At 61.1% G+C, this 13,138-nt stretch carries 14 protein-coding genes; all 14 read left to right on the top strand.

Going from position 1 to position 13,138, the window contains the following annotated elements; all coding sequences use genetic code 11:
• A partial coding sequence (locus B3520_RS00955; protein WP_286875118.1) for a TonB-dependent receptor domain-containing protein occupies positions 1–365 on the top strand: 365 nt, incomplete at its 5' end.
• Between the two features lie 59 nt (positions 366–424).
• Positions 425–1,174, top strand: a complete 750-nt coding sequence (locus tag B3520_RS00950) for a DUF3450 domain-containing protein (RefSeq protein ID WP_286807029.1) — start codon at positions 425–427, stop codon at positions 1,172–1,174.
• A 9-nt stretch (positions 1,175–1,183) separates the two neighbouring features.
• Positions 1,184–2,557: a MotA/TolQ/ExbB proton channel family protein gene (locus B3520_RS00945; RefSeq protein ID WP_286875116.1), complete on the top strand. Its 1,374-nt coding sequence runs from the start codon at positions 1,184–1,186 to the stop codon at positions 2,555–2,557.
• 12 nt (positions 2,558–2,569) lie between these two features.
• Positions 2,570–3,085 (top strand): MotA/TolQ/ExbB proton channel family protein, encoded by a 516-nt coding sequence (locus B3520_RS00940; protein WP_286807027.1) that lies wholly within the window; start codon positions 2,570–2,572, stop codon positions 3,083–3,085.
• 18 nt (positions 3,086–3,103) lie between these two features.
• Positions 3,104–3,511: an ExbD/TolR family protein gene (locus B3520_RS00935; protein ID WP_286807026.1), complete on the top strand. Its 408-nt coding sequence runs from the start codon at positions 3,104–3,106 to the stop codon at positions 3,509–3,511.
• Positions 3,511–4,155 (top strand): energy transducer TonB, encoded by a 645-nt coding sequence (locus B3520_RS00930; RefSeq protein ID WP_286807025.1) that lies wholly within the window; start codon positions 3,511–3,513, stop codon positions 4,153–4,155. The genes B3520_RS00935 and B3520_RS00930 overlap by 1 nt, the downstream gene beginning before the upstream one ends.
• Before the next feature lie 5 nt (positions 4,156–4,160).
• Positions 4,161–5,411: a tetratricopeptide repeat protein gene (locus B3520_RS00925; RefSeq protein WP_286807024.1), complete on the top strand. Its 1,251-nt coding sequence runs from the start codon at positions 4,161–4,163 to the stop codon at positions 5,409–5,411.
• A 31-nt stretch (positions 5,412–5,442) separates the two neighbouring features.
• Complete coding sequence (locus tag B3520_RS00920; RefSeq protein ID WP_286807023.1) at positions 5,443–6,357, top strand: hypothetical protein; 915 nt, start codon at positions 5,443–5,445, stop codon at positions 6,355–6,357.
• Between the two features lie 4 nt (positions 6,358–6,361).
• Entirely contained in the window at positions 6,362–7,441 is a 1,080-nt protein-coding gene (locus tag B3520_RS00915) for a purine nucleoside permease (protein WP_286807022.1), read from the top strand.
• A gap of 5 nt (positions 7,442–7,446) precedes the next feature.
• Positions 7,447–8,628, top strand: a complete 1,182-nt coding sequence (locus B3520_RS00910) for an amidase (protein WP_286807021.1) — start codon at positions 7,447–7,449, stop codon at positions 8,626–8,628.
• On the top strand, positions 8,625–10,205 hold the full coding sequence (locus B3520_RS00905) for a gamma-glutamyltransferase family protein (protein ID WP_286807020.1): 1,581 nt from the start codon (positions 8,625–8,627) through the stop codon (positions 10,203–10,205). Before B3520_RS00910 ends, B3520_RS00905 begins: the two co-directional genes overlap by 4 nt.
• Positions 10,206–10,243: 38 nt before the next feature.
• The gene (locus tag B3520_RS00900) at positions 10,244–11,026 is read left to right on the top strand and encodes a sulfite exporter TauE/SafE family protein (protein ID WP_339618556.1); all 783 of its coding nucleotides are present in this window, start codon (positions 10,244–10,246) and stop codon (positions 11,024–11,026) included.
• A gap of 1 nt (position 11,027) precedes the next feature.
• Positions 11,028–12,287: a pyridoxal-phosphate-dependent aminotransferase family protein gene (locus tag B3520_RS00895; RefSeq protein WP_286807017.1), complete on the top strand. Its 1,260-nt coding sequence runs from the start codon at positions 11,028–11,030 to the stop codon at positions 12,285–12,287.
• The coding region (locus B3520_RS00890) for a Zn-dependent hydrolase (protein ID WP_286875114.1) at positions 12,284–13,138 on the top strand (855 nt) is incomplete at its 3' end. The genes B3520_RS00895 and B3520_RS00890, both read left to right, overlap by 4 nt.

Raw genomic sequence — 13,138 nt, 5'->3', positions numbered from 1 at the left:
GCTATGTCATGCAGGGCCTCACATTGGTCGGTTCGGAAGAGGAAGCTCGCAAGGCGGGGATTCCGGAGAACACCTACAGCTTGACCGGTGCCTATGAGTTCGCTGATGGCTATCGTTTCACGGCCAGCGCGGTCCACTCCGACTCCACTTACAGCAGCTTTTCGCGTGCTGTGGAACTGCCCTCCTACACATTGCTAAATGCCGGCCTGAGCTATAGCAACGACAGTTGGAGCGTTAGTGCCCAAGTGAAAAACCTGACCGACGAGCGCTACTTTCGGGCCAACTTCCCGGATCTGTTCGGTAGCACCATCGTGTTGCCGGAGTTGCCGCGCCACTACTCCGTCAGTCTGGCTTACAAGTTCTAACGGCGATCGTGAGCTTAAAGGGCCGGTGTTGCCGGCCCCGAATTAGATAGAGGTTAATTATGCGACTTCGTAATTCACTGCTTCTGGCCGCTCTGTCGGTATCGACAGTGCCTGCACTGGCCGTCGATGACAGCATGGCTCGCCAGGAGCAAATGGACCGTGACGGCGCCGCCAGCCAGGAGCGGATTGATCAAATGGACGATCAGGCAAAAAGCGATTTTCAGAAATTTCGTACGGCCTCCCGTCGTCTGGAGAGTCTTAAGATCTACAACCAGCAGATGGATAAGCTGATTCAATCCCAGAACACGGAAATGCAGAGCATCCGCAATCAGATCGAGACCATTGACGATATTGAAACCGGGGCGCTACCGCTCATGCTGGAAATGACCGAAACGCTATCGGAGGTGGTCGCCTCTGATGTCCCTTTCCTTCAGAGCGAACGGGAAGAGCGTGTCGCCAATCTGAGTGAGTTGATTGATAGGGCCGACGTCAGTGCCGGCGAAAAGTATCGGCGTATCCTGGAAGCCTATCAGGTGGAGGTAGAGTATGGCCGAACCATTGAAGCTTATCGGGGCGATCTGGTGATGGATGGTGAAGCGCGCAAAGTGGAGTTTCTGCGTATAGGCCGTGTCGGGCTCTACTACCAAACCATCGACGGCAACCGGGTAGGCCGCTGGAACAGCGAACGTGACAGCTGGGAAGCGCTTGATGCGGGTTATCGTACCGCCATCCGCGACGGCCTTCGGGTCGCCCGCAAACAGGCGCCGCCCGAACTACTAACGCTTCCCATCAACGCGCCGGAGCAGTGAGGAAATCCTATGAAAGCAATGATTCGACCGTTTAAGGGATGGGCGTTTGTAGCACTGGCTGTTATGTTCTCAGCGCCCATTCTGGCTCAGGATTCGCTCGAAGCGCTGTACCAGAAAGTCAGTGCGGATGCCCGTGCCGAGGCGGCCTACAACAGCACCCGGGAGCAGGAGTTTCTGGCCCGCGCCAATGAACGCGAGCAGATGCTCGAAGACGTGAAGGCCCAATTGGCCGCCGAGGAGCGTCGCCGGGAAGAAATGAAAACCGTGTTCGACGAGAACGAGACAGTACTCTCGGACCTGACCGAACAACTCGACCGACGGGTAGGGAATCTCGGAGAACTGTTCGGCGTGTTCCGGCAGGTAGCCGGTGATATGCAGTCCATCTTTTTCGATTCCATCGTCTCGGCGGAATTTCCCGATCGCCTGGACACCATTGAACGGTTGGCGGAAGCCGAGGAGGTGCCGACTATTCCGGAAATGCAGGAACTCTGGTCGGTCATGTTGCAGGAAATTGCCGAGTCAGGAAACGTCAGCCGGTTCGACAGCGACGTGGTTCAGGCCTCGGGTGAAACCTACAGTGCCCCGGTCGTCAGGGTCGGTACCTTTAACGTCATCACAGACGACACCTACCTCGATTACGAATCCTCCACGCAGGAGCTGGTGGAACTGCCGCGTCAGCCTTCGGGTTCGGTCCGCTCCTCTGCGGAAGATCTGTACTCCGCTGCGGGGGATACCACCGTGCCGTTCGCGCTCGATCCCTCACGCGGTTCTCTGCTCGGTCTGCTGGTGCAATCCCCCAGTCTGGGCGAGCGGGTTCAGCAGGGTAAGGAAGTAGGCTACGCCATCATTGTGGTGGGCATCATTGGCATGCTGATTGTGATCGAGCGCTTGATCAAACTGGCGCGGGTGTCCAAGCGCATGCGTCGTCAGCTCAAAGATATGGAACACGCCGAAAACGACAACCCTCTGGGTCGGATGATGCAGGCCTACTACGAGAACAAGCACCTGAACGATCTCGATGCGCTCAGTAAAAAACTGGAAGAGGTCATCTTCAAGGACCTTGCCGAGCTTCGCCGGGGCCTGTCGATCATCAAAGTGCTTGCCGCCATTGCCCCGCTGATGGGTCTGCTCGGCACGGTCACCGGCATGATCGGTACCTTCCAGGCAATCACCCTGTTCGGCACCGGCGATCCCAAACTGATGGCCGGCGGTATCTCCCAGGCGCTGATTACCACCGTGCTTGGCCTGGTGGTCGCCATTCCGCTGTTGCTCTCCAGCAGCCTGCTCAGCAGCCGCGTGCAGCAGCTGAGCAAGATGATTGGTGAGCAGGCCTCGGGCATGATCGCCGATAAAGCGGTCGACATCGCCAAGACCAAAGCCTAAGCGGAGGCCAAGATGGAAGTCTTATCCAAACTGAGCGACTTCCTGGATGCCGGTGGTGATGTGCTTTGGGTCATTCTGGCCGTCACCGTCTGGCTCTGGTGCCTGATCGTCGAGCGCTACTGGTTCTTTCTGCGCGAATTGCCGGAGAACCGGTCCGGCCAGCTCGACCATTGGCGGGAGGTCCACAGCGGGTCGCGCTGGTTTAACCAGCAAAAGCGCCGCCAGCTGTTCTCCGAGGTGGAGTGCTCGATGTTACGCAACCTGAAGCTGATCACCGCGTTGATTGCCTTGCTGCCCATGCTCGGGTTGCTCGGCACCGTGACCGGCATGATCCAGGTCTTCGATGTGATGGCGTACATGGGTTCAGGAAACCCGCGTGCCATGGCGGACGGCGTCAGTGCCGCCACCATTCCCACCATGGCGGGCATGGTGGTGGCGATTCTCGCCATCCCTTTTGCGACGGAGTTGAACCGTCGCTACCAGCGCGAACGGCGGCGGTTACACACCGCCATGTCGCGCGAAGAATGACAGGCCACCGAGGTTGCTATGAGTGATAACCAGTTTTTCATGAACGAAGACGACGACAACGATATCGACATGACACCCATGCTCGATGTGGTGTTCATCATGCTGATTTTCTTTATCGTCACTTCGACTTTTGTCAAAGAGGCGGGCGTCGATGTCACTCGGCCCCAGGCGGACACCGCCATGCAGGCAGAAGCCAACAGCATTCAGATTGGCATCGACGCCTCCAACCAGGTGTTTATGGACAAGCGTCAGATCGACAAGCGCGCGATCCGCGCTAACGTAGAGCGCGGTCTGGCGGAAAGTCCGGGGGCGGCGGTCATCATTGTTGCCGACCGCGACTCCAATACGGACACCTTGATTCAGGTGATGGACCAGGCCCGGCTTGCCGGAGCCGAATCGGTATCGGTGGCGTCGGAGAATAACTGATGTGGGTGAAATATTCGGTAAGTTTGGGCGCGGCGGCGCTGCTTGGCCTGCTGATCTTTATCGGCATGCAGGTGCTGATCGCCACCGAGGGTCGGTTCGCCGATGGCAGTGGTGATCAGCCCGCTTTGAACTTCGTTCGCATCGATGCGGCAGAGGAAAAGGTGGAAACCAAAGACCGGCGCACTCCCGAGGAACCTCCGGAGCCGGATACGCCACCGGAAACTCCCACGGCCGCGGTGGAAGACAATCAGGTGCAGAACCAGAACGCGCTGTCGATGGACATGCCGAGTATGGATATGCCCTTGCAGACCGGCGGTGGGCCCAATATGGCGGGCCTGTCCGGAAGTGGTGGCACCGGTATGGGGGGCTTTGATTCGGATGTGATTCCCACGGTGAGAATTCCACCGAACTATCCGCAGCGCGCCCGTCAGGCCAAGCTGGAAGGTTACGTCACGATGCACGTACAGATTCGCGCGGACGGAACCGTCTCCAATGTCGAAGTGGTTGAGTCGAACCCTCCGCGCTTGTTTGACCAGGCCGCGGTCCAGGCCATGCAGCGCTGGCGCTTCCGCCCGAAAATGGTGGACGGTGAAGCTCAGCCCCAGCAGGCACGCCAAACGATCGAATTTACGCTGAGAGACTGACCGACATGAGTACTGTTATTGCAAACTGTCTGCGTCGTATTCGCCGACCCCTAACAGTGACGCTTCTTATAGGGTGCAGCGCTCTTGCCGTTGCTCAAGACGACTCCCTGAGTGGCAGCACTTACAACAAGCTGACCGACATTCAGGAGTTGATGGCGGAAGAGAAAACCGAAGAAGCGTTGACAGAACTTTGGGAGCTGCGTGAGGAGGTAGACCCGGACACCATGGACCTGGCCATGGTGCTGCAGATGCTCGGCTACGCTGAGCTTACCCGGGATAACCATTCTGAGGCGCTGGAATTGATGCGCGCGAGCCTGGATATCGGAAAGCTGCCGGAGCAAATGAAGGTGGAGCTTGGCTACATGGTGGCCCAGCTTTACGCCGCGCAGGAGCAATTTGACGAGGCCATCCGTTTTGCTCAGGTGTGGTTCGAAACCCTCGAAGAACCCAAACCGCAACAACTGATGTTCATGGCCAACCTGCTGGCGCAGACCGAGCGCTACGCCGATGCGATTCCGTTCGCTGAGCAGGCGGTCACCATGACTGACGAGCCTCAGGAGAGCTGGTACCAACTGCTGATTGCCGCCAGCTTCCAGTTGGAGGAGTACGACAAAGCCGCCCGCTTTCTGAAGGGCGCCGCTGGCCACTGGCCGGAAAAGTCCCAGTACTGGGAACAGTTGGCCAGTGTCTACCTGATGCTGGAACAGGAAGGAAAGGCGCTGGCCAGCCTGCAGCTCGCCTGGCGCAACGGGGTACTGGAAAAGGAAAGCTCCGTACGCTCACTGGTGCAATTGGCCATTGCCGAAGGCATTCCCGATCGTGCCGGTCGTTTTCTGGAAGCAGCGCTCGAACAGGAGCTGGTCCCGCGCGATGAGACCTTCCTCGGGTTATGGGTCAACGCCTGGAACAGTGCCCGTGAATACGACAAAGCTGTGGCCGCCTTGCAAGCGTTGGCCGAAGCTACGGGCGAGGGTGACCCTTACCTGCGCATTGCCAACATCCGCGTGGAGCAGGCCCGTTGGGCCGACGCCGTCGCGGCGCTGGAAAGCGCGCAACAACGGCCCCTGAAAAAGCCCGGACAGGTCTGGTTGACCTTGGGTATCGCTCTCACTGAACAGGAAAATTTTGAAGCGGGGCTGAACGCTCTGCGCGAGGCACGCGCCTACGATGATACTCGGGAGCAAGCCAACGGCTGGCTTAAATACGCAGAAGGCCTTCGTCGTCAAAGTCGTTGGCAGAGCCGAAACAACAGCTGAGCATACGCTCTAAATATCTGGAGTTACAATCATGTTCCACACATTATTCCGACCGTTTCGCTTCGTCGTTCTCACGTTCTTCGTGTTGGCCGCCGGTATGGCCGGTGCAGCCCAACCCAAGGCCCGCATCGCCATACTGGGTGGCACTTTTTTGAACGACATCATTTTTCATCGCGACGGTCTGATTCAGTCCGAGTTCACGATTGATACCAAGGTGGGGCAGTCACCCACCATCTACTATGCCGAGCACAAGGGCATTCCGTTCTACTACATTCACGCCCACGGTGAGGGCAAGTGGCTGGAAACCTGGGTGGCGTTGTACGACCTGGGTGTCGAGGAAGCAATCGGTGGAGCCACCGCCGGTGCCATCAACCGCAGCATGGAGGTGTACGACTACATTCTGGTGGATGACTTCATCGACCTTAATATCGACCGGCCCATCAGCATTCCCCACGAAGTGTATCGGGACCCGGACGCCATTCCACTGCCTCGCTTTGTACCGGCGGTGGATACTGACATTCGCGACATCCTGCTCGAGGAAACCCGCAAGGCCATTCTGGATAATCCGGACTACCAGGACATCAGCATTCACGACGGCGGCACGGTTCTACAGAGTCGGGGCGGCCGGTTTGAAACCGTAGCGGAAGTGGAAATGATGGCCCGCATGGGCGGTGACATTGTCACCATGAACCTCGCCTCGGAAATGGCCTATTCCCGAATGCTCGGAATCAACTACGCCGCCCTCGGTGTCATTTCCAATCCGGCCGAGGGGCGGGCCGACTGGGACTTTTCCCTGATGGAGGAGCTCTACCCGCGCGTCAATCCGCTGAGCCTCGATATCGTACTGGCCTCGCTGCCCGCCATCGCCAAACTCAAAGGCAAGCCCCGCGTGTCCGACGGTTTGATCAACCACCCCGAAATGACTTCCCAAAAGAAACAGGACTGACTTCATGTTGAAATTGACTAAACTCTCTGTGACCGGTTTGTTGTGCGCGCTACTGCTCGGCGGTTGTGCCCAGCAGGCCACCAAGGCGCCCGAGCCGATCAAAATCAAATTCGTGGTGGTTTCCATGTTTGAAATTGGCGATGTGGAAGGCGACCAGGCGGGTGAGTTCCAGTTGTGGAAAGAGCGCGCCGACCTCGACACCGTTCTGCCGTTCAAGAACTCACCGCACGACATTTACCTGAACGAAGAAACCGGCGTACTCGGCATCATTACCGGCATCGGCACCGCCTATTCCGCCGGTACCGCCATGGCGCTGGGCATGGATCCGCGCTTTGACCTGACCGACGCCTACTGGCTGGTGGCGGGTATCGCCGGGATCGACCCGGAGGATGCCTCCATTGGTTCGGCCGCCTGGGCCGAGTACCTGGTCGATGGCGACCTTGGGCACCAGATCGATATGCGGGAGGTGCCGGAGGATTGGGAGATCGGTATTTTTCCCCGTCATACGCGCAAGCCTTACGACCCGAACAAACCCGAACCCACGTTTGAAATGTTGCAGCTGAATTCCGAGTTGTTCAATTGGGCTTTTGAACTGACCAAAGACGCCGAGCTACCGGATATGGAAGGGCTGGAGGAGACCCGCTCCATGTACACCGACCACCCCAACGCGCAGAAGCCGCCGTTCGTTCTCAAGGGTGACCAACTGGCGGCCATGCGCTTCTGGCACGGTGAAATTCTCAACGACTGGGCCAATAAGTGGGTCGACTACTGGACCGATGGCAAAGGGGAGTTCGTGACCTCCGCCATGGAAGATACCGGGACCTTTCTGTCCCTGAGCCTGTTGGACAATCTGGGCAAAGTGGATAAAGACCGGGTCATGGTACTGCGCACTGGCAGTAACTACACCATGCCGCCTCCGGGCGTGACCGCGGTCGACAATCTGCTGGCGGAAAATGACGGTTACGCCGGGCTGGATGCGGCGCTCGAAAGTGCCTACATCGTCGGCTCTGAAGTGATGGAGGAAATTCTGACCAACTGGGATACTTACCAGGACCGCATTCCTTCGGTGGCTGATCTGCCCTGATGCCTATGGACCTGCGTGCGTATACTTGGCGGCCCGAAAAACGGGTCGTCCCCACCGTTGGCGGCGGTCCTCTGTCGGGGCTGCGGCTGGCGGTCAAGGACCTGTTCCATATCGCCGGTCTGCCCACGGGCGCCGGCAACCCGGACTGGCTCGCCAGCCATCCGCTGCCCACCCGCACCGCACCGGTGGTCGAGCAACTGTTGAACGCCGGCGCCGAACTGGTGGGCAAAACCCTGACCGATGAGTTGGCCTACAGCCTCAATGGTCAGAACATTCATTACGGCACGCCCATGAACCCAAAAGCCAAGAATCGCCTGCCCGGCGGCTCCAGTTCCGGTTCCGCCGTGGTGGTGGCCGCTGGCGAGGCGGACATCGGGCTGGGCACCGACACGGGGGGTTCCATCCGTGTGCCCGCGAGCTACAACGGCCTGTTCGGTCTGAGGCCCACCCACGGCGAGCTGAGTCTGGAGGAGACCGTGCCACTGGCCCCGCGCTTCGACACCGTGGGCTGGATGACGAACACCCTTGCCTTGCTCAGGCGGGTCGGCGAGGTTCTGCTGCCGGAGGATATGCCGAGCCGAACCGCCAGCGGCCCGATCACGCTGGCGGTACTGGTGCCGGAGCAGGGCGATCAACCGCTCTGGCGCGAAGAGCATGATGCCTGGCTTCAGTCCCTCGGCACTTCGGCGGTGATTCTACGGCGAATTGACGTGAACGGGGATTGGCTCAACCACGCCAGCGAGTGTTTCCGAACGCTGCAGGGGCGGGAAATCTGGCGCACCCACGGCCGCTGGATCACCGAGCGCAAACCGGTGTTCGCCCCGGACATACAGGCGCGCCTGCAATGGAGTCGGGGTTTGACCGAGGCCGATGAGCTCGCCGCCGAGCGCGACCGGGCGCCACTGTGCGCCACCATCGCCCGTTGGTTTGAAGGCGTGGAAGCGGTGCTGATGCCCACCACGCCCGGGCCCGCTCCAAGGCTTGACGCCGCCAGTGACCGGATCGCGGTCTATCGCAGCCAATTGATGGGCCTGACGGCTCCGGCGGGGCTGTGCAGTCTGCCGCAGTTGCACCTGCCGGTGCTCTCCCGCGACGGGGCGCCCATGGGCGTCTCGCTGCTGGGCGCGCATCGGCACGACAAAGTGCTGCTCGAACTGGCACACACCCTGACGGAGAACCACTCATGACTGAAGTGGCGTTCAGCGCTCCCCACCGCGAGGCGGCGAACATCGGCCTGAAAGTGCTGGAAGAGGGCGGCAACGCGGTGGATGCCATGATCGCGGGGGCCGCCGCCATCAGTGTGCTCTACCCCCATATGAACAGCCTGGCCGGTGACGGCTTCTGGCTGATTCACGAACCGGGCCACGCCCCCCGGGCCATCGACGCCTGCGGTACCGCCGCGGAGCGGGCCAGCATTGGTTACTACCGGGAACAGGGGCTGGAGGCCATACCTCCGCGCGGGGCTCCGTCGACCCTGACCATGGCCGGTACCCTGGCCGGCTGGCAGCGGGCCCGGGAGCTGATCGGCGAAACCCGTCACCTGAAGCCGCTGAAAGAGCTACTGGCGCCGGCCGCCACTCTGGCGCGTGAGGGGGTTCCGGTCACCGAGTCTCTGGCCGCCGCCAGCCGCAAGGTGTCGACCGAACTTCAGGCGGAAACCGAATACCAGTGGCTCTTTACCCGAAAGGGAGCGCCGCTCAAGGTGGGTGATACGCTGCGCAACCCGGAGCTGGGGGATTTTCTCGACCGCCTCGCCCGCCAGGGACTGAAAAGCTTTTATCGGGGCGAGATCGCCGGGGAGCTCGCGGCCGCGCTGGAAGCGGCGGGCAGCCCGTTGCGCCTGTCGGATTTCGAGAACTACCACGCCAAGCTGGTGAGGCCGCTGTCGGTCACCACCCGCTTCGGCGAATGTTACAACCTGCCGGCGCCCACCCAGGGGCTGGCCTCGCTGATCATCCTGGCGCTCTATGACCGGCTCTATCGGGACGACTGGTCCGAAGCGCAGAAAATTCATACCCTGGTGGAAGCCACCAAGCAGGCGTTCTTGATCCGGGACCGGGAAATTGCCGACCCCCGCTACATGCGTCAACTCGGCCAGTTGTGGCTGGCGGACCAGACGCTGGACGAGTTGGCGGGGCGCGTTGGCGATACTGCCTCGCCCTGGCCCCGTGTCGCCGAGCCGGGCGACACCGTCTGGATGGGCTGCGTGGATCGGCGCGGCACCATGGTCAGTTTTATCCAGAGTCTCTACTGGGAGTTCGGCTCCGGGGTGGTGATTCCCGGCACCGGCCTGGTGTGGAACAACCGGGGCCTGAGTTTCCGGCTGGACCCGGATCATCACAACGCCCTGCGCCCGGGCGCCCGCCCTCTGCACACGCTCAACCCCGCGTTGGCCCTGTTCAACGATGGCCGACGCATGGCCTACGGCTCCATGGGCGGGGAAGGCCAGCCGCAGACCCAGGCGGCGCTGTTGACCCGCTACTGGTACGACGGCCTGCCCCTGGACGAAGCCATCAATCGTGGTCGCTGGCTGTTGGGCCGAACCTGGGGCGAGACCGATGATGATCTCAAACTGGAAGCCGACCTGGCGGATCGGGTGGGGGATGAGTTGGCCCGCATGGGACATCGGACCCGCACCGTGCCGTCGCACAGTGAAATGATGGGGCACGCCGGCGCGGTGGTCGCGCTCAATGGCGGCCCGGTCATCGCCGCCAGCGACCCGCGCAGCGATGGCGCCGGATTGGTAGGGAGGGCCCCCGCTTGAGTGCCTTTTTAAATGAATGGCTGCCCACGATTCTCGCCATGCTTGCCACCGGAGCGCTCGCCGGCGTTCTTGCCGGCCTGCTCGGAGTGGGCGGCGGCATTGTCATCGTGCCGGTGCTGTATTTCGTATTGCAGGGCCTGGGCGTCGACCCCGACGTAGCCATTCGAGTGGCGACCGGCACCTCCCTCCTGGTGATCGTACCCACCAGTCTTTCCTCGGTTCGCGCCCACCATCGGCGGGGCAACGTCGACTGGGCGCTGATCAAGCGCTGGTGGCCTTTTATGGTGTTCGGCGTCATTGGCGGGAGCGCCACGGCCCTGGTAGTCAACGGCCGGGTCATCAGCGGTGTGTTTGGCGTTATCGCCCTCCTGGTGGCCGCCAATATGCTCTTTCGCCCCAAGGCGCCGCCAGTGTCCGAGTCGCTTCCCGGCCTGCCGGGGCAGGGGGTAATGGCCGGCGCCATCGGCTACTTCTCGGTGATGATCGGTATCGGTGGGGGCACCCTGGGCGTACCCATGCTCACAGCCTGTAACGTCGCCCCGCACCGGGCCGTGGGCACCGCCGCTTTCTTCGGCCTTCTGATCGCCCTGCCGGGTGCCACCGCGATGCTGCTGGCCCAGACGCCCGCGGGTGCCCCCGCCGGCATGGTCGGGCTGGTTAACCTCGCCGGCTTCGCCGCCATTGTGCCGCTCACGGTGCTGCTGGCGCCGGTCGGTACATGGCTGGGTTCCAAACTGGACGCGCTCTGGCTCAAACGCGTGTTCGCCATTTTTCTGTGCATCAGCGGCGCGCGCATGCTGATGCAGACCCTGGGAGTGTGATATGTCCGAAACTCTTCAACCCGCCTCCAATCTGATGCGGCCCTTCTCCCCTCCCCCGCGCCTGTTGATGGGCCCGGGCCCGATTACTGTGGACCCGCGCGTATTGCGCGCCATGTCCGCGCAGTTGGTGGGCCAGTACGACCCTGCCATGACCCGGTGCATGAACGAAACCATGGCCCTGTACCGGGCGGTTTTCGAGACCGACAACGAATGGACCTTTCTGGTGGACGGCACCTCACGCGCGGGCATCGAGGCGGTGCTGGTGTCGTTGCTCGAGCCTGGGGACAAGGTGCTGGTGCCCATCTTCGGCCGCTTCGGCCACCTGCTCACCGAGATTGCCGAGCGCTGTGGGGCCGAGGTGCACACCCTTGAGACGGCGTGGGGCCAGGTTTTTACCCCGGAGGAGATTGAAACCGCCATCCGCAGGGTACAGCCCAAAGTGCTCGCCGTGGTGCAGGGGGACACCTCCACCACCATGCTCCAGCCGCTCGAAGAGCTGGGAGCCATCTGTCGTGAGCACGGTGTCCTGTTCTACTCCGACGCCACCGCCTCCATCGGGGGTAACCCTTTCCGCACTGATGACTGGGGCCTGGATGCGGTATCGGTCGGCCTGCAGAAATGCCTCTGCGGACCGTCGGGCAGCGCGCCCCTGACGCTGAGCCGAAGAGCCGTGGACGTCATTCGCCGCCGCAAACATGTGGAGGCGGGGATTCGCAGTGAACACCACCGGGACGGCCAGGGCCCGCGCATTCCCTCAAACTATTTCGATCTGGGCATGATCATGGATTACTGGGGCGAGGAGCGGCTCAACCATCACACCGAAGCCACCACCATGCTCTACGGCGCCCGCGAGTGCGCCCGCATTCTGCTCGAGGAGGGCATCAAGGCGGCCATCGAGCGCCACCGCATTCACGGCCTCGCAATGGCCGAGGGCCTGGCCGCCATGAACCTCAGGCTGTTCGGCGACCAGGCGAACAAAATGCACAACGTCGTGGGTATTTATATCCCCGATGGCATTCCCGGGGAGCCGGTACGCCAAGCCATGCTGAACGATTTCGGTATCGAAATCGGTACCTCTTTTGGTCCTTTGCACGGCAAAATCTGGCGTATTGGCACCATGGGCTATAACGCCCGTAAAGACGCCGTACTGCAGACTCTGGCGTCGCTGGAGGCTGTGCTTCGCCGGTGTGGTCACACACTTACCGCTGGTGCCGGAACCGATTGTGCGCTGGAAATATACACCGAGGAGGGCGTCGTATGAGCGTCGATCTGAATCTCTCGGAAGCGGCTCTGGCCGAGCCGGCCGCTCGCCTGATGACCCGCTGTGACGAATTGGCTGGCATTAGTTCGGATCCTGACTGCCTAAGCCGTTTTTATCTGACACCTGAACACCGTAAGGCCAACGATAAGGTGGCGGGATGGATGAGAGCAGCGGGTCTGGAGACTTGGGAGGATGCCGCCGGCAATCTGTGGGGCCGCTACGCCGCAGCCGATCCGGCTGCGACCCAAGCGTTGATTGTGGGTTCCCATTTGGACACTGTGCCCAATGCTGGTCGCTACGACGGTATGCTGGGAGTGCTGACCGCACTTTCCGCCGTCGAGCAATTGCGAGCGGCCAAGGTACGACTGCCTTTCCATATTGATATCGTCGGTTTTGGTGATGAGGAGGGCGCGCGTTTTGGCACCACCTTGTTGGGTAGCCGCGCGGTCGCCGGCACTTGGCAGGATTCTTGGTGGGAGTTGACTGACGCAGAAGGCGTCTCTTTGTACTCGGCCTTCGAACGGTTCGGTTTGAACCCGGCCAGAATTGGTGAGGCAGCCCGTTCGCCGCAGGGCTTACTGGGCTATCTGGAACTACACATCGAACAGGGGCCTGTGCTTGAACAACGGGACGAACCCTTGGGGGTGGTTACAGCCATCGCTGGTGCTCGCCGCGTTGATATTGAACTGGTTGGTCATGCAGGTCACGCAGGCACCGTGCCGATGAACATGCGGCGTGATGCTTTGGTTGGTGCGGCAGAATTTATTCTTGCAGCCGAGAGAGTGGCCCGGGAGGAGGGAGTTGTTGCCACTGTGGGGCGGTGTGAGGCGTTACCCGGTGGCGTCAATGTT

The organism is Marinimicrobium sp. UBA4509 (assembly GCF_002388575.1).
Classification (GTDB): Bacteria; Pseudomonadota; Gammaproteobacteria; order Pseudomonadales; family Cellvibrionaceae; genus Marinimicrobium; species Marinimicrobium koreense.
This window is presented reverse-complemented; position numbering and strand designations above follow the sequence as displayed.